At 67.0% G+C, this 21,766-nt stretch carries 20 protein-coding genes; 5 read left to right on the top strand and 15 right to left on the bottom strand.

The features are described 5' to 3' along the window. From K309_RS0129250 to phaC, 8 genes are all read right to left on the bottom strand, one after another. Nucleotides 1-372, bottom strand: a 372-nt coding sequence (locus K309_RS0129250; protein ID WP_029049664.1) for a thiolase family protein, incomplete at its 3' end; no start/stop codon positions are given. Between the two features lie 114 nt (nt 373-486). Beyond that, nucleotides 487-1,866: a 30S ribosomal protein S12 methylthiotransferase RimO gene (gene rimO, locus K309_RS0129245; RefSeq protein ID WP_029049663.1), complete on the bottom strand. Its 1,380-nt coding sequence runs from the start codon at nt 1,864-1,866 to the stop codon at nt 487-489. Nucleotides 1,867-2,007: 141 nt separating this feature from the next. Continuing rightward, nucleotides 2,008-2,976 carry a tRNA dihydrouridine synthase gene (locus K309_RS0129240; protein ID WP_029049662.1) on the bottom strand — a complete coding sequence of 323 codons (969 nt, stop codon included), beginning with the start codon at nt 2,974-2,976 and terminating at the stop codon, nt 2,008-2,010. A gap of 229 nt (nt 2,977-3,205) precedes the next feature. Then, complete coding sequence (gene phaR, locus K309_RS0129235) at nt 3,206-3,757, bottom strand: polyhydroxyalkanoate synthesis repressor PhaR (RefSeq protein ID WP_018004481.1); 552 nt, start codon at nt 3,755-3,757, stop codon at nt 3,206-3,208. A 228-nt stretch (nt 3,758-3,985) separates the two neighbouring features. Next, entirely contained in the window at nt 3,986-4,174 is a 189-nt protein-coding gene (locus K309_RS42040; RefSeq protein ID WP_156914479.1) for a hypothetical protein, read from the bottom strand. Between the two features lie 9 nt (nt 4,175-4,183). Further along, nucleotides 4,184-4,924 (bottom strand): 3-ketoacyl-ACP reductase, encoded by a 741-nt coding sequence (locus tag K309_RS0129230; protein WP_029049661.1) that lies wholly within the window; start codon nt 4,922-4,924, stop codon nt 4,184-4,186. 103 nt (nt 4,925-5,027) lie between these two features. Next, nucleotides 5,028-6,209: an acetyl-CoA C-acetyltransferase gene (locus K309_RS0129225; RefSeq protein WP_029049660.1), complete on the bottom strand. Its 1,182-nt coding sequence runs from the start codon at nt 6,207-6,209 to the stop codon at nt 5,028-5,030. Between the two features lie 82 nt (nt 6,210-6,291). Next, entirely contained in the window at nt 6,292-8,061 is a 1,770-nt protein-coding gene (phaC, locus tag K309_RS0129220; RefSeq protein ID WP_029049659.1) for a class I poly(R)-hydroxyalkanoic acid synthase, read from the bottom strand. 435 nt (nt 8,062-8,496) lie between these two features. On the opposite strand from phaC, the gene K309_RS0129215 reads away from it, so the two are divergent. Next, nucleotides 8,497-8,733 (top strand): hypothetical protein, encoded by a 237-nt coding sequence (locus tag K309_RS0129215; protein WP_029049658.1) that lies wholly within the window; start codon nt 8,497-8,499, stop codon nt 8,731-8,733. A gap of 4 nt (nt 8,734-8,737) precedes the next feature. Here K309_RS0129215 and pgeF read toward each other — a convergent pair whose 3' ends face one another. Then, the gene (gene pgeF, locus K309_RS0129210) at nt 8,738-9,541 is read right to left on the bottom strand and encodes a peptidoglycan editing factor PgeF (RefSeq protein WP_029049657.1); all 804 of its coding nucleotides are present in this window, start codon (nt 9,539-9,541) and stop codon (nt 8,738-8,740) included. Further along, on the bottom strand, nt 9,525-10,775 hold the full coding sequence (locus tag K309_RS0129205) for an RluA family pseudouridine synthase (RefSeq protein ID WP_029049656.1): 1,251 nt from the start codon (nt 10,773-10,775) through the stop codon (nt 9,525-9,527). Before K309_RS0129205 ends, pgeF begins: the two co-directional genes overlap by 17 nt. A gap of 17 nt (nt 10,776-10,792) precedes the next feature. Here K309_RS0129205 and K309_RS0129200 point away from each other — a divergent pair, with 17 nt between their 5' ends. Then, nucleotides 10,793-11,623 (top strand): outer membrane protein assembly factor BamD, encoded by an 831-nt coding sequence (locus K309_RS0129200; protein WP_029049655.1) that lies wholly within the window; start codon nt 10,793-10,795, stop codon nt 11,621-11,623. 82 nt (nt 11,624-11,705) lie between these two features. Here K309_RS0129200 and yoaA read toward each other — a convergent pair whose 3' ends face one another. The 3 genes from yoaA to K309_RS0129185 all read right to left on the bottom strand — a co-directional run bounded on the left by yoaA (nt 11,706) and on the right by K309_RS0129185 (nt 14,994). Then, nucleotides 11,706-13,883: a DNA repair helicase YoaA gene (yoaA, locus tag K309_RS0129195; RefSeq protein WP_051320676.1), complete on the bottom strand. Its 2,178-nt coding sequence runs from the start codon at nt 13,881-13,883 to the stop codon at nt 11,706-11,708. Nucleotides 13,884-13,963: 80 nt separating this feature from the next. Further along, nucleotides 13,964-14,167 carry a DUF465 domain-containing protein gene (locus K309_RS0129190; RefSeq protein ID WP_013956445.1) on the bottom strand — a complete coding sequence of 68 codons (204 nt, stop codon included), beginning with the start codon at nt 14,165-14,167 and terminating at the stop codon, nt 13,964-13,966. A 35-nt stretch (nt 14,168-14,202) separates the two neighbouring features. Next, nucleotides 14,203-14,994: a hypothetical protein gene (locus K309_RS0129185; protein ID WP_029049653.1), complete on the bottom strand. Its 792-nt coding sequence runs from the start codon at nt 14,992-14,994 to the stop codon at nt 14,203-14,205. 143 nt (nt 14,995-15,137) lie between these two features. Between K309_RS0129185 and K309_RS0129180 the strand changes: the two genes are divergently transcribed. Further along, on the top strand, nt 15,138-17,483 hold the full coding sequence (locus tag K309_RS0129180) for a Tex family protein (protein ID WP_029049652.1): 2,346 nt from the start codon (nt 15,138-15,140) through the stop codon (nt 17,481-17,483). Nucleotides 17,484-17,535: 52 nt separating this feature from the next. On the opposite strand, the gene K309_RS0129175 is transcribed toward K309_RS0129180, so the two are convergent. Together K309_RS0129175 and K309_RS0129170 are read right to left on the bottom strand one after the other, a co-directional pair. Then, nucleotides 17,536-18,894 carry an ATP-binding protein gene (locus K309_RS0129175; RefSeq protein ID WP_029049651.1) on the bottom strand — a complete coding sequence of 453 codons (1,359 nt, stop codon included), beginning with the start codon at nt 18,892-18,894 and terminating at the stop codon, nt 17,536-17,538. Then, nucleotides 18,891-19,562 (bottom strand): response regulator, encoded by a 672-nt coding sequence (locus tag K309_RS0129170; protein WP_029049650.1) that lies wholly within the window; start codon nt 19,560-19,562, stop codon nt 18,891-18,893. Before K309_RS0129170 ends, K309_RS0129175 begins: the two co-directional genes overlap by 4 nt. Before the next feature lie 264 nt (nt 19,563-19,826). Between K309_RS0129170 and K309_RS0129165 the strand changes: the two genes are divergently transcribed. Together K309_RS0129165 and K309_RS42035 are read left to right on the top strand one after the other, a co-directional pair. Further along, nucleotides 19,827-21,569 carry a glycosyltransferase family 39 protein gene (locus tag K309_RS0129165; protein ID WP_369796545.1) on the top strand — a complete coding sequence of 581 codons (1,743 nt, stop codon included), beginning with the start codon at nt 19,827-19,829 and terminating at the stop codon, nt 21,567-21,569. Nucleotides 21,570-21,635: 66 nt separating this feature from the next. After that, nucleotides 21,636-21,766 (top strand): NAD-dependent epimerase/dehydratase family protein (locus K309_RS42035; protein ID WP_156914478.1); only part of this gene is annotated, 131 nt, incomplete at its 3' end.

Below are 21,766 nucleotides of genomic sequence, written 5' to 3'. Positions count from 1 at the left end.
CGGGGCGCGGCTCATGCTTTCGGCACCGCCGCCGATGGCAACGTCGGTATCGCCCAGCAGGATGGTCTGCGCGGCGCTGACGATGGCCTGCAGGCCGGAGCCGCACAGGCGGTTCACGGTCAGCGCGGGCGCGTTGATCGAGACGCCACCGTTGACCGCGGCGACGCGGCCCAGGTACATGTCGCGCGGCTCGGTCTGGATCACGTTGCCGAACACCACGTGGCCGACGTCGTCGCCGGACACCTGCGCGCGGGCCAGCGCCTCGCGCACGACCAGTGCGCCCAGCTCGGCCGGCGCCACGTCCTTCAGGCTGCCGCCAAAGGTCCCGATCGCGGTACGGGCACCGCTCACCACTACGACTTCACGCGTCATGACTTGTCTCCAAGAAGTTTGTTGCACCGCACAGTATAGCCGCGCCGGCGCAGAAACGAACGACCGTACTTTTACCTAATCGCGAGCGGCCGGGCCTCGTCCGGCAGGACTAGCTCAGACCTCGCCCCACAGGTCGTGGCCATCGGCACCCGTGATCGTGACATCGACGAACTCGCCCGCGCGGTAGCGCCGCGAAGCACGCTCCGGCGGCGCGATATAGACCAGGCCGTCGATTTCCGGCGCATCCGCCGACGAACGGCCGATGCCGCCGTCCTGGTTGACCTCGTCGACCAGCACGCGCAGGGTCTGGCCGACCTTGCGCTGCAGGCGGCGCGCGGACACTTCCTCGGCCACTTCCATGAAGCGGGCGCGGCGCTCCTCGCGCACCTCGTCGGGCAATGCGCCCGGCAGGTCGTTGGCCGTGGCCCCTTCCACCGGCGAGTACGCAAAGCAGCCGACGCGGTCCAGCTCAGCCTCGGCGATAAAGTCCAGCAGCGTCTGGAACTCGGCTTCGGTTTCGCCCGGGAAGCCGGCGATAAAGGTGCTGCGGATGGTCAGCTCGGGACAGATCTCGCGCCAGGCGCGGATGCGATCCATGGTCTTTTCGGCGTTGGCCGGGCGCTTCATGCGCTTGAGCACATCCGGGTGGGCGTGCTGCAGCGGCACGTCCAGGTACGGCAGCACGTGGCCCTGCGACATCAGCGGAATGATTTCGTCGACGTGCGGGTATGGGTAGACGTAGTGCAGGCGCACCCAGGCGCCATACTGCGCGGCCAGTTCGCCCAGCGCCGCCACCAGCTCGGTCATGCGGGTCTTGAGCGGACGGCCGTTCCAGAAGCCGGTGCGGTACTTGACGTCGACGCCGTAGGCGCTGGTGTCCTGCGAGATCACCAGCAGTTCCTTGACACCTGCCTTGAACAGGTTCTCGGCCTCGAGCATGACTTCCGCCACCGGGCGCGAAACCAGGTCGCCGCGCATCGACGGGATGATGCAGAACGAGCAGCGGTGGTTGCAGCCCTCGGAGATCTTCAGGTAAGCGTAGTGCTTGGGCGTCAGCTTGATGCCGGCGGCGGGCACCAGGTCGGTGAACGGGTCGTGCGGCTTCGGCAGGTGCGTGTGCACGGCCTGCATCACTTCGCCCAGCGCATGCGGGCCGGTCACGGCCAGCACCTTGGGGTGCACCGACGACACGATGTCGTGCCCCGCCGCATCCTTCTTGGCGCCGAGGCAGCCGGTCACGATGACCTTGCCGTTCTCGGTCAGCGCCTCGCCGATGGCGTCCAGGCTTTCCTGCACGGCCTCGTCGATAAAGCCGCAGGTATTGACCACCACCAGATCTGCGCCGTCATAGGTGCCGCTGATGGCATAACCCTCGGCGCGGAGCTGGGTGATGATCTGCTCGGAGTCGACCAGGGCCTTGGGACAGCCAAGCGAAACGAAACCCACGCGAGGACTATGGTCTTTCTGGGTCGTTGATTCTGAAGGGTTTTTCACGGTTCGATACGAATATGGGGCGGGCGGAGTCTATCCGGTTATCGCGCGGGAGATCGGGCGCCCGGTGATTGCAGGCCAATCGCGTATTTTACCCTTTCGCCAGGCTTTGCCGGCGCCTGACGCCACACTTGATGGTCTGGTTCAGTCAGGAATCGGAGAGGCGCCGGGGACACTCGGCAGCAGGCGCGCGATGTCGGCAGAGTCGTGCATGCGCCGGATCGCGGCATGCAGCTCGGCGGCCTGCGGCCAGGTCCGCTTCAGGTAACTGAGCCAGAGCTTGACCCGGCCGTGCTCATGGCAGGACGAGATCCGTTCGTGCAGCTTCTTCAGGTACAGCGAAATCTGGCGCAGCACCAGGGGCCATTCGGCGGCGGACGGCATGCACTCCATCTGCCCACGGATGCGCTGGGCGAGGAAAGGGTCGGAGACCGCGCCGCGCCCGATCATCACATCGTCGCAGCCGGTCACCGCGCGACAGCGTTCCCAGTCGGCGACGGTCCAGACATCGCCGTTGGCAATGACCGGAATATCGATGGCCTCGGCGATCCGCGCGATCCACTCCCAATGCGCCGGCGGCCGGTAACCGTCGTCGCGCGTGCGGGCATGCACCACCAGCGACGCCGCCCCGCCCTCCGCCAGCGCGGTGGCGCAGTCCAGCGCGAGTGCGGTATCGGAAATGCCCAGCCGCATCTTGGCGGTCACGGCAATATGCGCCGGCACCGCGGCGCGCACGGCGGCAACGATGCGGTTCAGCAATTCAGGTTGCCCGAGCAGCATGGCGCCGCCGCCATGCCGGTTGACCACCTTCGCCGGACAGCCGAAGTTCAGGTCGATGCCGTGCGGTGACAAGGTTGCGGCATAAGCGGCATTGCGCGCCAGCCATTCGGGGTCGCTGCCCAGCAGCTGGATCACCATCGGTGTGCCGCTGCGGGTATAGCCGCCGTCCAGGATTTCGGGCGTATCCCGCTCATAGACACGCGCGGGAAGCAGTGAACCCGTCACCCGGACAAACTCCGACACGCAGCCGTCATAGCCGCCCAAACCGGTCAGCACGTCGCGCAAGACATAGTCCGCAAGCCCCTCCATCGGAGCGAGGAAAAGCCGGCTCATATTCAGGAGTGCGCCAGGCGGCGCGCACCGGCCTGGCGGGCACGCAAACGGCAATGACGGTGGAATCTGGAAGGCATCGGGATTCGCGCTTTGCAGGCGAGTCCGCTAATGAGCCGCCAGTTCAGGAGGGACGCATTTTACCTGCTTTGGGCGTTGCGTCGCGTGCCGCATGGAGAATGGCGGAGATGTATAGCGAGCGGCGGACCGGGCGGCCCGCCACTGACAAGCCTTACTTCTTGTCCGGCTGGTTGAACGGGAACGTCCCGAACATATTCTTGGCCTGGTTCTGCATCTGTTCCTGCATCTGCACGAACAGGTTCTTGCTCTGCTCGATGTAGTTGCTCATCATCCCCTGCATCATCGGGCCCTGCATGTTCATGAACTGCGACCACATGTCGGGGCTGAAGGCCTCGCCCGAATACAGGCCCTTGGAATTCTCAGCCAGCTTGTTCTGGATATCGATAAAGGCCTGGATGTTCTTTTCCAGGTAGGTGCCCATCATGCCCTGCATGGCATGGCCGTAGAACCGGATGATCTGGGACAGCATGGCACTGGAGAACATCGGCACGCCGCCGGTCTCTTCTTCGAGGATGATCTGCAGCAAGATGCTGCGGGTCAGCTCATCCCCCGACTTGGCGTCCACGACCTTGAACTCTTCGGAATCCATGACCAGCTGCTTGACGTCAGCCAGGGTGATATAGGTGCTGGTCTGGGTGTCGTAGAGCCTGCGGTTCGGATACTTCTTGATCAGTCGCTCTGCGCCTTTTTTGGTCGTGGCCATCGGTGCTCTGTCCTTGTGTCGTCGCTGATTGCGCGCTGCTGCACCGCATGGGGTGCAGTGCGCAAATCGGTACCGCCCGCGCCATCTGTATTGTCGTGTCGGCTGCTGCGGCCTGTTGTTCGCGCATGGCTGCGCGTTGCGGCTTCGCCACCTCGCCCCCGCGAGAGCCACGCTGCACGACTATGGTGCTGGCTGCGCCGCTGCCCTGATTCTATGCCCAACAAAGCACTAAGAAAAGCGACCCAGCTTAAGGAAAACCCGGTAAACCGGCGCCGGAACAGCAAAAAAACCGCCGCGCAGAAACGACTCGCGGGCCATTGCGGCCCGCGAAAGAGACAGCGAAACAGAACCTCCGCCGCCTTGTGCGCCGCGCTGGCTGCACCGCAAAATGCGGCCGCCGGCGCGGTTGCCGATCATGCCGGCAGGTCAGCCCATGTGCAGGCCGCCGTTCAGCGAGAAGTCGGCGCCGGTGGAGAAACCGGACTCATCGGAAGACAGCCAGGCGCAGATCGAAGCGATCTCTTCCGGCTCGCCCAGCCGCTTGACCGGGATCGTGCCGACGATCTTGTCGAGCACATCCTGGCGGATCGCCTTGACCATGTCGGTGGCGATATAGCCCGGCGAAACGGTGTTGACAGTCACGCCCTTGGTCGCCACTTCCTGCGCCAGCGCCATGGTGAAGCCGTGCAGGCCAGCCTTGGCGGTGGAGTAGTTGGTCTGGCCGAACTGGCCTTTCTGGCCGTTCACCGAGGAGATGTTGACGACCCGCCCCCAGCCGCGATCGACCATGCCGTCGATCACCTGCTTGGTAACGTTGAACAGCGAGGTCAGGTTGGTGTCGATCACCGCATCCCAGTCGGCGCGGGTCATCTTGCGGAACACCACGTCGCGCGTTATGCCGGCGTTGTTGATCAGCACATCAACCTCGCCAACTTCGGCCTTGACCTTGTCAAAGGCTGCCTTGGTCGAATCCCAATCGGCGACGTTGCCTTCCGAGGCAACGAAATCGAAGCCGAGAGCCTTCTGCTGCTCGATCCACTTTTCGCGGCGCGGCGAGTTGGGGCCGCAGCCGGCCACCACACGAAAGCCATCCTTGGCCAGCCGCTGGCAGATGGCGGTCCCGATGCCGCCCATGCCGCCGGTCACATACGCAATGCGCTGAGTCATGTCCACTCCTTGATTGGCTCTTCGTTATCGTTGCCGGACCCGCGAGTACCGCCGGCCCGGCCTACTGCTGACTTGTTGCCGCCTGCTTGCGGACCGGTCGCGCTCAGTTGCGCTCCACCGCCAGCGCCACGCCCATGCCGCCGCCGATGCACAGCGAGGCCAGGCCCTTCTTGGCGTCGCGGCGCTTCATCTCGTGCAGCAGCGTCACCAGGATACGGCAGCCCGATGCACCGATCGGGTGACCGATGGCAATGGCGCCACCGTTGACGTTGACCTTGGAGGTATCCCAGCCCATCTGCTGGTGCACTGCCAGCGCCTGCGCGGCAAAGGCCTCGTTGATTTCCATCAGGTCGAGGTCCTGCGGCGTCCAGCCGGCACGCGACAGCGCGCGCTTCGAAGCCGGCACCGGGCCCATGCCCATCACCTTGGGATCGACGCCGGCGTTGGCGAAGCTCTTGATCGTGGCCAGCGGCGTCAGGCCCAGTTCCTTGGCCTTGGCGGCCGACATCACCACCACTGCAGCGGCGCCGTCATTCAGGCCCGAGGCGTTTGCCGCGGTCACCGAGCCGGCCTTGTCAAAGGCGGGCTTCAGGCCGGCCATGCTGTCCAGCGTGGCGCCGTGGCGGACGAACTCGTCGGTCTTGAACGCCACCGGGTCGCCCTTGCGCTGCGGAATCAGCACCGGCACGATTTCCTCGTCGAACTTGCCGGCCTTCTGCGCGGCTTCGGCCTTGTTCTGCGAGCCGACAGCAAATTCATCCTGCGCTTCGCGCGTGATGCCGTACTCCTTGGCGACGTTCTCGGCGGTAATGCCCATGTGGTACTGGTTGTACACGTCCCACAGGCCGTCGACGATCATGGTGTCGACCAGCTTGGTGTCGCCCATGCGGAAGCCGTCGCGCGAGCCCGGCAGCACGTGCGGCGCCGCGCTCATGTTTTCCTGGCCGCCAGCCACCACGATCTCGGCATCGCCGGCAGCGATGGCATTGGCCGCCAGCATCACGGCCTTCAGGCCCGAGCCGCAAACCTTGTTGATGGTCATCGCCGGCACCATGGCCGGCAGGCCGGCCTTGATCGACGCCTGGCGCGCCGGGTTCTGGCCCGAGCCGGCGGCCAGCACCTGGCCCATGATGACTTCGCTGACTTGCTCCGGCTTGATGCCGGCGCGCTCCAGCGCCGCCTTGATGACCACGGCGCCCAGTTCCGGTGCCGGGATCTTGGCCAGCGATCCGCCAAACTTGCCTACTGCGGTACGGGCCGCGGAAACGATGACAACGTCAGTCATGGTGTAGTCCTTTCGATGGAAATGGAAAGCCTGCGTGGCGGCCGGTGCCGCCCAATGTGGCGGCCCGTCCATCACGCAAGCATCATGCCTTGGCTTTGACGTAACGCCCAGGCGCGGGTTCGATCATGGGATAGCGTGCATTGCCGTACTCGGCGGGTGCGGCGCGCTTGGCGCCGGCATGGCCGGCGAGCCATGTCATCCAGTCCGGCCACCAACTGCCGTGATGCTCGGTGGCACCGGCCAGCCATTGCTGCGGCGATGCCGGCAGCGCGTCGTTGGTCCAGTGGCTGCGCTTGTTCTTGGCCGGCGGGTTGATCACGCCGGCGATATGCCCGGATGCGCCCAGCACGAAGCGCACCTTGTTCTTCAGCAGCGCGGCGGAGGCATAGGCGGCGGTCCACGGCACGATATGGTCCTCGCGCGAGCCGTAGAGATACGTGGGCGTTTCGATGCTGCCCAGGTCGACCGGCACGTTGGCCACGGTCAGCTTGTTGGGCACCTTCAGTTCGTCCTGCAGGTAGGTGTGGCGCAGGTACCAGCAGTACCACGGGCCCGGCAGGTTGGTCGCATCGCCGTTCCAGAACAGCAGGTCGAACGGCACCGGCGTGTTGCCCTTCAGGTAGTTGTCGACGACATAGTTCCACACCAGGTCGTTCGGGCGCAGGAACGAGAACGTGTTGGCCAGCTCGATCCCGCGCAGCAGCGAGCATGGCGCGCCGGCAGCACCACCCAGCGTGGCTTCGCGCAGCTGCACATGGGCTTCGTCGACGAACACGTCGAGGATGCCGGTATCGGAAAAATCGAGCAGCGTGGTCAGCAGCGTCAGGCTCGAGGCCGGATGTTCGCCGCGCCCGGCCAGCACCGCCAGCGCGGTCGAGACGATAGTGCCGCCTACGCAGAAGCCCAGCACGTTGATCTGGTCCTGGCCGCTGATATCGCGCGCCACCTCGATGGCACGGATGGCGCCGTGCTCGATGTAATCGTCCCAGGTCGCGGCGGCGAGGCTGGCATCCGGATTACGCCACGACACCAGGAACACGGTATGGCCCTGCTCCACCGCATGCCGCACCAGCGAGCTTTCCGGCTGCAGGTCGAGGATGTAGTACTTGTTGATGCACGGCGGCACCAGCAGCAGCGGCCGCGCATGGACCTTGGCGGTCAGCGGCTTGTATTGCAGCAGCTGGAAGTATTCGTTTTCATAAACCACCGCGCCTTCGGTCACGGCGACGTTGCGGCCGACCTCGAACGCGGTCTCGTCGGTCTGCGAGATCTTGCCGCGCGTCAGGTCTTCGAGCATGTTGCGCACGCCGGCACGCAGCGATTCGCCACCCGACTCGATCAGCAGCCGCTGCGCTTCGGGGTTGGTGACCAGGAAATTGGCCGGCGACATCGCATCGACCCATTGCGAGATCGCAAAGCGGATGCGCTGGCGCGTCTTGGCGTCGGCGTCGACGGCGTCCGCCAGTTCGGTCATGGCGCGTGCGTTGAGCAGGTAGAACGCGGCGGCAAAGCGGTAAGGGATGTTGTTGCGCCACGCCTCGCCGGCGAAGCGCCGGTCGTGCAGCGGCCCTGCGGCGTCGGGATTGCCCTCGGCCATGGCCTGCCACAAGGCCACGAAGTCGTTCATGTAGCGCTTCTGGATATCGCCCAGTTGCGCCGGAGCGATCTTCACGCCTGCCAGCGCGTCCAGGCCCGGAATGCCTGTGCCGGCCGCATGGCCGTTTCCTTCTGTGCCCTGCCACTGGCGGGACCATTCCAGCCATGTAGCTGGATCGAATGGCCCCGGCGTGAACTTGAACGGTTGGGACTTGCCTTCCTGGGTGGAAGCTGCCGCACCTTTGCCGGTCGCCATGATGTGAATTGTCTCTCTGCCGTCACTATACGAACCGGCTCCGGGCATTGCCCTGGCCGGCACTCTTGCATTGGGAGATGCTATCCGGATGGACCCGGCGCGCGCCTCACCCGAACTGGGCAGGCTAGCCAGACAATTTCGCCGGAACCCCATCGCCGCGCTTGCGCGGCGGATTCCGTCCATCCCGATAGCAACTCCCTTTTTTACCGGCTACCGCGGCGCTCTGGCTGGCAACGCCATGCGGTATGCTTGCCGGCAAAAATCCTTGGAATCGTCAGCGATCCCGAGACATTTGAGCCCATTGTTGCCTTGCAACGCACGCGCTGTCAATGCAGAAATCCGTCCCGGCGAGGCGCGCTTCCCGACCTACCGGACGGTATGCCGCGCCTTCCTCCGCCGAGGCTCCGCAGGATAGAAGATAAGGATGAAGATTTTATGTACATCGTGGCGATTGGCTGGCTCTACGTCGCGCTGATGATGGCGATCACCGAGCACACGGTGGTGGCGGGCGTCGCCACGTTCGTGTTCTATGGCCTGGCGCCGGTGGCGCTGGTGCTTTACATCATGGGCACGCCCGCGCGGCGGCGGCGCAAAGCGCAAGCCGAGCGTGCCGCACAGGCCGGCGCCGACGCGCCGCCGGTGGCGGAAACACCGCCGGAGAGAAAAGACTGACGCTTCAGTCGGCCAGCCAGACCAGGCTGGCCATGCGGCCGGTCACGCCGTCGCGGCGGTAGGAATAGAAGCGCGCTGCGTCGGTGACGGTGCAGGCATCGCCGCCATACACATCAGCGCAGCCGGCGCGTGCCAGCCGCGTGCGCGCGAGCGCATAGATGTCGGCCAGGTACTTGCCCGGGGCACCGGCACGGAAAGCGTCGGCAACAGCGGCCTGCTCGCCGGCATGCGCCTGCGCCAGGAAGGCGTCGCGCACTTCGGCACCGACCTCGAATGCATCCGGACCGATGGCCGGGCCGAGCCAGGCCATCCAGCGCCCGCCGTGGCCACCTGAAGCGGCCTGCATGCGGGCCAGCGTGGCTTCGATGACGCCGCTGCAAAGCCCCCGCCAGCCGGCGTGCGCGGCGCCCACCACGGTACCTTGCGCATCGCACAGCAGGACCGGCAGGCAGTCCGCCGTCATCACGGCGCAGACATGGCCCGGCGCGACCGCGACGCTGGCATCGGCCTGCGGGGCACGACCCTTTTCACCGACCACGTGGTCGGCCGTGACCACGGCGCAGCCATGCACCTGGTCGAGCCAGCGCGGCATCGACGGCAGCTGCGCGGCCAGGCGCTGGCGATTGCGCGCGACGTCCGACGGGTCGTCGCCCACATGCGTGCCCAGGTTGAGGCCGCCCGGCACGCCGCCGGCCAGCCCGTACGGCCCCTGGCTGACGCCGCCATGGCGCGTGGTCGAGAGCGCGCGCACGCGCACTGGCGCAGGCCAGTCGGGCACCAGCCACCGGGACTCAGGCGTCGCGCTCATCGTCGTCTTCATCTTCGTCACCCTCGCCGGCATATTCCCAGTGGGCTTCACCACCCTCCCACACTTCGTCCCAGGCCTCTTCTTCGTCCTCATCCTGCGCGCTTTCGAAGTCGAGCGCATCGACCAGCGCCTGCAGGTCCGCTGGCGGCTGCGCGGTCCACGACATATGGCGGCCGGTCGCCGGATGCACCAGCCCGAGCTTGTACGCATGCAGCGCCTGGCGCTCGAATGGCACCGGCAGCGGCACACGGATCGCCGGACGCTGGCCGCGCTGCGTCGCGCGGAAATAGACCGGATCGCCCACCAGCGGATGGCCGATCGATTCGAAGTGCACGCGGATCTGGTGCGTGCGCCCGGTCTCGAGCTTGCACATCACCATCGAGACAAAGCTGCGGCCCAGCGGCACCGTCGCCAGCGTGCGGAAATGCGTGCGCGAGGGCTTGCCGCTGGCCGTATGCACCACCGCCATGCGGGTGCGTTCGCGCGGGTCACGGCCGATAGGCGCATCGATGGTGCCCTCGTCGTACGTGCGGCCCCACACCAGAGCAATGTACGTGCGCTTGACCGTGCGCGCCTGCAACTGGCGCACCAGGTCAGTCTGCGCGGTCAGCGTGCGCGCCACCACCATCAGGCCGGAGGTTTCCTTGTCGAGCCGGTGCACGATGCCCGCGCGCGGCAGCCCAGCGGCGGCCGGGTTGCGATGCAGCAGCCCGTTGAGCACGGTGCCGCTCCAGTTGCCGGCGGCCGGATGCACCACCAGCCCCGCGGGCTTGTTGATCACCAGCAGCGTATCGTCTTCATAGACCACGTCCAGCGGCACGTCTTCCGGCGCAAAGGCGGAAGACTCCGGCGCGGCCTGCGGCCGCACCTCGATGCGGTTGCCCATCTGCACCGCATCGCGCGGGCGGCGCACCTGGCCGTCGACGCGCACCGCGCCGCTTTCGATCCACTGCTGCAGGCGGCTGCGCGAGAATTCGCTGAAGTGACGCGCGAGCAATTTGTCGAGGCGTTCGCCATGCGCGGCACTGTCCACCTCGAGCGACAGCGTCACCCCCGCCTCGGCGCCTGGCGCGGCATTGGCCGGCGCGGCGTCGGCAAGGTCTTCGAATTCCTCGGAATCGGCCACGGCCGCGGCCGCGCGTACCTGTTCGGGTGGCAGTCCTCCCACACCTGCGCCCGGTCGGGCTTGAGGTTGGGGGCTTGGGCTATAATGCTTGACGCTATTTTTCTTCATCCGGGATACGATTGCCCATGCAATTGCAGAGCATGAAACGCGCGCCGTGGCGCGCGAAAATTGGAGCGGTTCTGCTCGCAGGCGGCTGCGTCATGCTGTCGGCATGCGGCCTGCTGGCGGACCAGCCCGACGAGACTGCCGGCTGGTCGGCCAACAAATTATATTCGGAAGCCAAGGATGCACTGGATGGCGGCGACTACACTCGCGCCGTCAAGCTGTATGAAAAGCTCGAAGGCCGCTATCCATTCGGCCGCTATGCGCAGCAGGCGCAGATCGACACCGCCTACGCCAACTACAAGGACGGCGAGACGGCCGCCGCGCTGGCCGCGGTCGACCGCTTTATCCAGCTGCACCCGAACCACCCCAACATCGATTACGCCTACTACCTCAAGGGGCTGATCAACTTCAACGACAACCTGGGCTGGCTGGGCCGCTTCTCCGGCCAGGACCTGAGCGAGCGCGACCCCAAGGCCGCACGCGCGGCCTACGACGCGTTCAATACGCTGGTCACCAAGTACCCGGACAGCAAGTACACCCCCGACGCCGCGCTGCGCATGCAGTACATCGTCAACTCGCTGGCCCAGCACGAGGTGCATGCCGCGCGCTACTACTACAAGCGCGGCGCCTACCTGGCCGCGGTGAACCGCGCGCAGCAGGCGCTGAAAGACTATGACGGCGCGCCGGCCAACGAGGAAGCGCTGTACATCATGATCCGTTCGTACGATGCGATGGGCATGAAGGACTTGCGCGACGATACCGCCCGCGTGATGGAGAAGAACTTCCCGGAAAGCGACTTCATCAAGTACGGCGAACGCCGCAAGGACAAGTCCTGGTGGGAAGTGTTCTGAAGCTTGCCAACGCCCACCGGTGGCGATAGAAAAACGGGACGTGTCGCTTGACCGTCCCGTTTTTGTTTTCCTGCGCCGCCCGTCAGTCCTCGGCGTCTGCTTCCCCGGCAGCAGGCGCTGCCTTGCCCTCGCCGCGCAGCGATTCCAGGAAGCGCACCACCGTGGCTGCCTCGCGCGTACGGGTAAACGGCGGCAGGCTCTGCCAGATCTGGCGGCCGTAGGGTTTTTCCACCAGCCGGGTGTCGAAGATGGCCAGCACGCCGCGGTCGGACTCCGAGCGGATCAATCGCCCCGCGCCCTGCTTCAGCGTGATCACCGCATGCGGCAGCTGGTGCACGGCAAACGGGCTCAGTCCCTTCTTCTGCAGCACTTCCATGCGCGCGGCCAATACCGGGTCGTCCGGCGGCGCGAACGGCAGCTTGTCGATGATCACCAGCGACAGCGCCTCGCCGCGCACGTCCACCCCTTCCCAGAAGCTCTGGCTGCCTACCAGCACGGCGTTGCCCAGCTCGCGGAAGCGGTCGAGCAGCTCAGTACGGCTGGCCTGGCCCTGCACCAGCAGCGGCAGGTTCAGGCCGCGCTCGGCAAAAGCATCGTAGAGCAGGTCGGATGCGCGTTGCACCGCACGCAGCGTGGTGCACAGCAGGAAGGTTCGTCCGCCTGCCGCTTCGATCAGCGGCAGGGCGGCCTGCACCACGGCATCGGTGAACTGCGGCGACTGCGGCGCCGGCATGTCGCGCGGCACGTACAGCAGCCCCTGCTTGGCGTAGTCGAACGGGCTCGGCAGGGTCAGCGAACGGTCCTTGTCCAGCCCAAGCTGGGCCGCATAGTGCGTAAAGTTGCCCTTGACCGACAGCGTGGCCGAGGTAAAGACCCACGCACGCGGCTGGCCGCCGCGCTGGCGCGAGAAAATCGGCGCGATCGACAGCGGCGTGCGGTGCAGTTGCACGGTATGGGAAAACACTTCGACCCAGCGTACCGTTTCCGCGGGCGCAGGCGCCTGGGCTGCCGCGCCGCCCTCACCGCCTTCATCCCCCTCGCCTGCCGGTGCGGCGGCCACGGGCGCGGCAACGGCGTCGCTGCGCCATGCCGCCAGCCGCTCGGCCAGCTCCAACGCGCGCCGATGGCACTGCTGCAGCGATTCGGCGCGCTCCGCCTGGCTTTCCAGCATCTCGACGAAGGCGGACAGCGCTTCGTCCAGCGCATCGAGCGTTTCGTTGAAGGGCTCGGCAATGCGGCGGTCGGCCTCGATCTGGCCCAGCGCCAGCCGCGCGTTGTCCTTGCCGAACGCCAGCCGCAAGTCACGCGCGGCGCGCTCCAGCGGCGCGCCCAGCGCAACCCAGTCGACCGCGTCGCGCGCATGCGACAGGCCTTCGGCCACGGTGTCGCGGGCCAGCTCGAGCAGCTGGCTGGTCGACAGCGTCTCCCCGAAAAACAGCGTCGCGGTCTCGGGCAGCTGATGCGCTTCGTCGAAGATCACGGTGTTGGCGGCGGGCAGCAACTCGGCCATGCCGGTATCGCGCAGCACCACATCGGCGAAGAACAGGTGATGGTTGACCACCACCACGTCGGCCTGCTGCGCTTCCTTGCGCGCGCGCATCACGAAGCAGTCCTTGTAGTACGGGCACTCCGAGCCCAGGCAATTGTCGCGCGTCGACGTCACCATCTGCCACACCGGCGCGTTCTCAGGCACGGCGGCCAGCTCGGCCTTGTCGCCGGTCTTGGTTTCCTTGACGAAGCGGCCGATGTCGCGCAGCCACGCGGCATCCTGGCGCGATGCCAGCCGCCCGGCCGCCTGCGCACGTTCCAGGTGATAGTGGCAGACGTAGTTGGCGCGGCCCTTGAGCAGGGCCACCGAGACCGGCACGTTCAGCGCATGGCGCACCGTGGGGATATCGCGCAGGAACAGCTGGTCCTGCAGGTTCTTGGTGCCGGTGGACAGGATGACCTTGCCGCCCCACAGCATGGCCGGCACCAGGTAGGCGTAGGTCTTGCCGGTGCCGGTGCCGGCCTCGACGATCACCGTGTCGTTGGATGCGATCGCCTCGGCGACGGCATCGGCCATCTTGTGCTGCGAAGCGCGCGGCCGGTAGCCCGGGATGGCCTGCGCCAGCGTGCCGGTATCGGCAAAGATGGTGCCAAGCTCGGCGCTGCGGCTGGCTGCGGCGTCGACGGCGCTCGCGGCGACGTCATGCCGGTCCGTTGCGTCTTCCGCGCCGGCGGCGGCGTCTTGCTCGGGGGAATCGGAAAGGTCGGACAAAAGGTCGGACAAGGTGGGGAAGAATTTGTGTAAGCCGCCGGTCGGTGCGCCGGCGGCAATTGGTGCGGCTGCGCGAATGCTCAGGCCGGCACGTCGGGTTCGAGCTGCAGCTGCAGCAGCGTGATGGCGTCCTTCAGCTTGAGGCGGCGCTTCTTCAGGCGGCGCAGCTGCAGCTCGTCATGGACGGCGTCACTCGCAAGCCGGTCGATCAGGAAGTCCAGGTCGCGGTGCTCGATCTGCAACTCCATGATGCGCCGCTCCAGGGTATTCAGGTTGCTGTCCATGTGCGCCTCCGCTGTACGGTCACGGTGCGATCGGCTCAGAAGCCGAACGGGCGCGGCGCCGACGCCTGGCCCTGCTGCTCCTTGGCCTTGGCGCGCCGCTCTTCCAGTTCTTTCTGGCGCTGCTCGAGGTCGCGCTGCTTGGCCTCGTACGCCTTCACGTTTTCCTCGCGCTGGCGAGCCTGCTCGGCGCCCTTCTGCTGCGCCTCTTTCATCCTGGCGTCAAAGTCGGACTGCTTCTGCTGGTACGCCTGCGCATTGGCGGCACGTTGCGGCGCTTCACCCTTGCGTTGCGCATCGCGCAGCTGCTGTTCCTGTTGTTTCTTCTCGAACGCGGTACGGCTGGATTGCTCGCTGGCGGCGCGCTGCGGCTGGCTGGCCTCGAACTCGGCACGGCGCAGCGCCTGCTCGCGGTCGCGCTCGGCGGCACGGTGCGCGCGTTCGGCCTCGCCGACTTCCAGTTCGCGCTTGCGCAGCACCTGCAGCTCCTGGCGCTGGACTTCCTTGGCCTTGTCGATGCAGCTGTTGACGAAGAACTTGCTGTAGCACTCGTGCTCGGCCGCGGAGAAACGGTAGTTGGTCCAGGCGCGAGAATCGCCGATGGCCTTGCGTTCGGCACCGAAGTCGCGTGCCGCCCCGACGGTCGGCGCAGAAGCTTGCGCCAGCGCCGGCCGCACCGGCATCAGCGCGGCGCCGGCGGCGAGCGCCAGCACGGCCAGGCTGGCAGCCTGAAAAAGGACGGATTTCGACACGTTGGCGACAGTTGGCATGGCCGGCGAGGATGCGGGCGAAGTGGCCTGGGCGGCGGCCTGACGGGACTTGACGATCATGACGGGATTCTAGCATCCGGGCCGCCTGGCGGCCTGCCCCGCACATGCCGGTAACGCCCCTTGCGCGGCGCCGGCGGCAAGCGTGGCCGAACTGCGGCGCGCTTGTGGCAAAATGCCCCGCTTTCGACCGACTGCGTTTTCAGATGTCCAACCTGCCCGCTTCCGTCTCGCAAAAAATCGTGTCGCTCATCGCGGCTGAACTGTCCGTGCAGCCGCGCCAGGTCGCGGCCGCCGTGGACCTGCTCGACGAGGGCGCCACCGTCCCGTTCATCGCCCGCTACCGCAAGGAAGTGACCGGCAACCTGGACGACACGCAGCTGCGCAACCTGGAAGAGCGCCTGCTCTACCTGCGCGACATGGAAGACCGCCGCGCGGCCATCCTGGCGTCGATCCAGGAGCAAGGCAAGCTCACGCCCGAACTGCAGGCCGCCATCGAGGCCGCCGAAACCAAGCAGACGCTGGAAGACCTCTACCTCCCCTACAAGCCCAAGCGCCGCACCCGCGCCCAGATCGCGCGCGAATGCGGACTGGAGCCGCTGGCGCTGGCCCTGCTGGCCGATCCCACGCTGGACCCGCAGGCCGAGGCCGCCAGGTACGTCAACGGCAACCCGACCGCCGACGGCGGCGTGCCCGATGTAAAGGCCGCGCTGGACGGCGCGCGCGACATCCTGTCCGAACAGTTCGGCGAGACCGCCGAGTTGCTGGGCAAGCTGCGCGAACACCTGTGGAACAACGGCGTGGTCGCATCGACCGTGATGGAAGGCAAGGAAACCGCCGAGGAAGAGAAGTTCCGCGACTACTACAACTACAGCGAAACCATCCGCACGGTGCCGTCGCACCGCGCGCTGGCGCTGTTCCGCGGCCGCAACGCGGGCGTGCTGATGGTCAAGCTGGGCCTGGGCGAAGAACAGGACGCGCTGGTGCCGCACCCGTGCGAAGGCATGATCGCGCGCCATGTCGGCATCCAGCAGCTGGGCCGCCCGGCAGACAAATGGCTGGGCGACGTGTGCCGCTGGTGCTGGCGCGTGAAGGTGCAGCCGCACCTGGAAACCGAGTTGCTGACGCAGCTGCGCGAAACCGCCGAAAGCGAAGCCATCAAGGTATTCGGCCGCAACCTGCATGAACTGCTGCTGGCCGCGCCGGCCGGCCCCAAGGCCGTGATGGGCGTCGACCCTGGCATCCGCACCGGCTGCAAGATCGCGGTGGTCGACAGCACCGGCAAGCTGCTCGACACGGCAACCATCTACCCGCACGAGCCGCGCCGCGACTGGAACGGTTCGCTCGCCACGCTGGCGCGCCTGGCCAGGCAGCACAACGTCGCGCTGGTCTCGATCGGCAACGGCACCGCCAGCCGCGAGACCGACAAGCTGGTGCAGGACCTGATGAAGCAGATGCCCGAACTGAAGCTGACCAAGATCGTGGTCAGCGAGGCTGGCGCATCGGTCTACTCGGCGTCGGAACTGGCCGCCAAGGAATTCCCGGACCTGGACGTGTCGCTGCGCGGCGCGGTGTCGATTGCACGCCGCCTGCAGGACCCGCTGGCAGAACTGGTCAAGATCGATCCCAAGTCGATCGGCGTGGGCCAGTACCAGCACGACGTCAACCAGCGCGAACTGGCGCGTACCCTCGATGCCGTGGTGGAAGACTGCGTGAACGCCGTGGGCGTGGACGTCAACACCGCCTCGGCGCCGCTGCTGGCGCGCGTGTCGGGCCTGAACACGGTGCTGGCGCGCAATATCGTCGAGTACCGCGATGCCAATGGCGCCTTTGCCAACCGCCATGCGCTGAAGAAGGTGCCGCGCCTGGGCGACAAGACCTTCGAGCAGGCAGCCGGCTTCCTGCGCATCAACGATGGCGACAACCCGCTGGACCGCTCGTCGGTGCACCCGGAAGCCTATCCGGTGGTGCAACGCATCCTGGACGCCATCAAGAAGGGCCTGCGCGACGTGATGGGCAACCGCGAAGCCCTGCGCGGCCTGTCGCCGGAAAAATTCACCGACGAGTCGTTCGGCCTGCCGACCGTGCGCGACATCCTGTCCGAGCTGGAAAAACCCGGCCGCGACCCGCGCCCCGAGTTCAAGACCGCGACCTTCCAGGAAGGCGTGGAGGACGTGAAGGACCTGCAGCCCGGCATGGTGCTGGAAGGCGTGGTCACCAACGTGGCGGCGTTTGGCGCGTTCGTCGATATCGGCGTGCACCAGGACGGCCTGGTTCACATCTCGGCGCTGTCGAACAAGTTCGTCAAGGACGCGCACGAAGTGGTCAAGGCCGGCCAGATCGTCAAGGTCAAGGTGATGGAGGTCGACGTCAAGCGTAATCGCATCGGGCTGTCGATGCGGCTGGATGACGAGCCGGGGCAGGCGGCGCCGCGCAGCGGCGGCGGCGACCGAGGCGGCCAGCGCAACGGCGGCAAGGGCTTCGGCGGCGGCCGCCGCGAGGCGGAACCGGCGGGCGCGATGGCAGCGGCGTTTGCCAAGCTCAAGCGCTGAACGCTCCACGCACAACCCACGACGCCCCGCACGAAGCAGTGCGGGGCGTTTTTTATTGCGCGCCGCCGCGGGCGATCGTCACGACCAGCCCCGTCGCGCCGTCGGCCCGGTTGGCAAAGGCAAGGTCCAGCCCATGCAGCCGCGCCACGCGCAGCGCGATGGAAACGCCCAGGCCATGCCCGTGCTCCCGTTGCGCCCCGCCCCCGCGGAAAAACCGGTCGCCCAGCCTCGCCAGCACGGCAGGCGCAATACCCGGCCCCTGGTCGCGCACGGTAATGCGATCCGGCTGGAAATCCACCGTGACCAGCGCCCCCGGCGGGCTGTAGCGGATGGCATTGTCGAGCAGGTTGCGCAGCAGCAAGGACAGCAGGTTGGCATCGCCCGCGACCGGCAGCGGTTCCCCGCCCTGCGCCGGCCATTCGAGTTCGACGTCGACCTGCTTCTGCTGCGCCAGCGCCAGGCAGTCCGACAGCGCCTGCTGCGCCACCGGCAGCCACCTGACCGGCTGGCGCGACGGCAGCGCCGAGGCATCCTCCAGCCGGCTCAGCGTCAGAAGCTGCGATACCAGCCGGCTGATGCGGTCGATGCCGGCGGCGACGTTGGCGCGGGCCTGCTTGCGCTCTGCGGCGTCCGGCGAGCGCTCGGCAAGCTCCCATTGCGCCTTCAGCGCGGCCAGCGGCGTGCGCATCTCATGCGCGGCGTCGGCAGTCAGGCGGCGCTCGTGCTCGATCGAGTCCGAGACGCGCGCCAATAGCCGGTTCATCGCATGGACCAGCGGCACCAGTTCGCCAGGCACCGCCGCCAGGCTGAGCGGCTGGCGATCGTCGGGCGCGCGCCGTTCGATGTCGGCCGACAACGCCCGCACCGGCGCCATCGCGCGGCGCGTGAACCAGATCAGCAGCCCGATCAGCAGTGGCAGCCCCGCGGCCCATGGCAGCACCTGTGCGGCGATATACGACAGGATCAGCTCGTTGCGCTCGGACAGTTGCTGGCCGACGCAGACACGCCAGCCGGTATCGGGATCGTCGAGGTAATAGAGCCGCCAGCGCTGGTGGTCGAGCACGGTATCGGTAAAGCCCTTCACGCCCGGCGCGCGCGGCAGCAGGTCCCCCTCCGGATCGATATGCAAGGGCTGGCCGTCTGGCAGCCAAGCGGCGATGGCGAGATCGCCCAGGCCGGCATCGCCCTGGTCGCCTTCCACCAGCTGCGGCAGCCGGGTGCGGGACGGCCCGGCGGCAAGGTCGACCATCGGCACCACCGAATGCATCTGCAACGCCATGCGCACCATGTCGGTGTCATACAGCTCGTTGATCTCATGCCGGGCGCGCACGTAGGTCAGGCCAATGGTCAGCAGCCACACCACCGGCGTGGCGATCAGCACGGCAAGGATAAGCCGGCGCTGCAGCGTCATTGGCAGTCCTCGGCGGCGCCCAGCGTGTAGCCCGCGCCGCGGAAGGTGCGCACGATCTTGGGATGGATCTTGCGGCGCAGGTGGTGGATGTGGACTTCAAGGGCATTGCTTTCCACGCCGCCCTGCCAGTCATAGAGCTTGTCGCGCAGGAAGTCGCGTGTCAGCAGGCGGTTGGGGTGTGCCAGCAGCAATTCGAGCAGCATGGCTTCGCGGCTGGTCAGCTCCACCGGCGTGCCGGCCCAGAATGCCTGCCTGCCGGCCGGATGGAATTCCAGCGCGCCGTGCTTCCACACCGGCGACGACAGCCCCACGGCCCGGCGTGTCACGGCGCGCAGCCGCGCGGCCAGTTCGTCGAGCGCGATCGGCTTGACCAGGTAGTCGTCAGCGCCGGCGTCGAGCCCGTCGATACGGCTTTCGATCGCATCGCGCGCGGTCAGCACGATCACGGGGGTGCGGCAGCCGCGCGCGCGCCAGCGTGCCAGCAGTGCCATGCCGTCTTCGCCGGGCAGGCCAAGGTCCAGGACGACGGCGTCATAGCCGGCCATCTCGAGCGCATGGTCGGCTTCGGTGGCGGTGCTGAACCAGTCGACCGCATAGTCCAGCAGCTGCAGCCCACGCCGCAGGCCGTCGCCGAGCATGGGGTCGTCTTCAACGATAAGGATTCTCATGTTGCGGATGTTATGTGCGCGTTATACGCGCGTTATGCGGCTGTTATGCGGACGGGTGTTATGCGGCGTCATGCCGCGCAGGACATCGATTGTGCGCCCGCAGGCTTAATGTGCCATTAAGGTTGGCGGCTTATCCTCGCGCTCGCATTGCCAGGCCTTGTCCTGTTCAACGCCGCGCCTGGCGCCGGCGCCGACAAGGCCGTCAACACTTCCGCACGCGTCGCCTTGCCGTCACACCTGACCTCCAGCCCTGCCACCCCCACCGTGCTGCCGCACGCGGAGCGCCGCTCCGCCGGGCCCGGGATTGCCGTGCGCGCGGCGGGCATCCCCGCCATTGCGCTCGCGCTCGCCGTGCTGGCGTTCGCGTTGCTGTGGTTCGGCACGCTGGGCGCGCGCCACTTGCTGGGACCGGACGAAGGCCGCTACGCCGAGATCGCGCGCGAGATGCTGTCCACCGGTGACTGGGTCACGATCCGCTATGACGGGCTCAAGTACTTCGAGAAGCCGCCCTTCCACATGTGGATGACGGCGCTTTCGTACGCGCTGTTCGGCATGGGCGAATGGCAGGCGCGGCTGTGCGTGGCGCTTGCTGGACTGGCCGGCGTGGCGGCGTCGATGACGGCGGCGGCGCGCTGGTTCGGCGCGCGCGCAGGATGGCTGGCGGGACTGGTGCTGGCGTCTGCCCCGATGTGGAATGCCGCGGCACACTTCAATACCCTCGACATGACGCTCTCCGGCGTCATGGCCTGCGTGCTGGCGAGCCTGTTGCTGGCGCAGCATCCCGCCACTACGCCATCGGCGCAACGCAACTGGATGCTGGCGTGCTGGGTGGCGATGGGAATTGCGCTGCTGACCAAGGGGCTGGTCGGGCTGGTGCTGCCGGGGCTGGTGCTGGTGGCGTACACCTGCGTCACGCGCGACCTGGCGCTGTTGCGGCGCCTGCATGCGCCCGCGGGCATCGCGCTGATGTTGACGGTGGCGCTGCCCTGGTACTGGCTGGTGGCACGGCGCAATCCCGAGTTCCTGCGCTTCTTCTTCGTCCACGAGCACTGGCAGCGCTACACCTCGACCATGCATGCGCGCCAGGGCCCGCTGTGGTATTTCGTCCCGCTGGCCCTGGGCGGCTTCCTGCCGTGGCTTGGGCTGCTGCCCGCGATGGTCCGGATCGCCAGGCATGGCGCCGGGTCCACCGGGACTACCGGGACTACCGGGACTACCGGCCCGGCACCGTTCCAGCCCGCGCTGATGTGCGCCCTGTGGGCATTGTCGATCTTTGCCTTTTTCAGCCTGTCGGGCTCCAAGCTGCCCGGCTACATCCTGCCAGTGTTCCCGGCGCTGGCGATCCTCGCCGGTGCCGCGCTGGCGCAAACCAGCGTGCCGGTGTGGCGCACGCAGCTTCGGGCGATGCTGGCGATCGGCGCGCTCGGCCTGCTGGCAAGTCCTGTGGTGGCGACGCTCGATTCCAACAACACACCGAACGTGCTCTATCACGCCTACGCGGTGTGGGTAGCGATGGCGTTTGTGGTCGTCTGCGCCTGCACGGTCGCCGCGCTATGGCTGTTGCGCCGGCATGGCCGCATGGCAAGCATCACGGCTTATGCGCTGGGCATGCTACTGGCATTCACCGTTGCCCTGCTCGGCCATGAGGCCATCGGCCGCCCGGCATCGGGCAGCGACCTGGCTGCGCCGATCGAGCGCGTGCTGCGGCCCGGCATGCCGCTCTATGGCGTCGGCATGCTCGACCATACGCTGCCCTTCTACCTGCGACATCCGCTCACCATGGTGGCGCAGCCCGATGAACTGGCCTTCGGCACGGAGCAGGAGCCGCAGAAGTGGTTGCCGACCATCGACGCCTTTGTCGATGCTTGGCAGCACGGCCCGCGTGCCGTGGCGCTGCTGTCGCCGCGGACGTTTGCCGAATTGAGCGCGCGCGTACCGATGCACGTGATCGCGCGCGACTGGCGGCGCGTTGCCGTGGCCAACTTCCCCGTCGCCGGCGTGCGCTAGCGTGCTACCGGTGTTTCGTGCCGCGCTCGCGCGGCACGCCTTCTTTTCCATGCGATCGACAAAGCAATGCAAGGCAAGAAAGTACTGATTCTCGGCGTCAATGGCTTCATCGGCCATCACCTGACGCGCCGCATCCTGGAAACCACGCCGTGGGAGGTCTACGGCATGGACATGAACACGGACCGCCTCGGCGACCT

This window comes from Cupriavidus phytohabitans, from assembly GCF_000426345.1.
GTDB lineage: Bacteria > Pseudomonadota > Gammaproteobacteria > Burkholderiales > Burkholderiaceae > Cupriavidus.
Note: the sequence above shows the minus strand (reverse complement) of the source record. Positions and strands in the feature narration are given on the sequence as shown.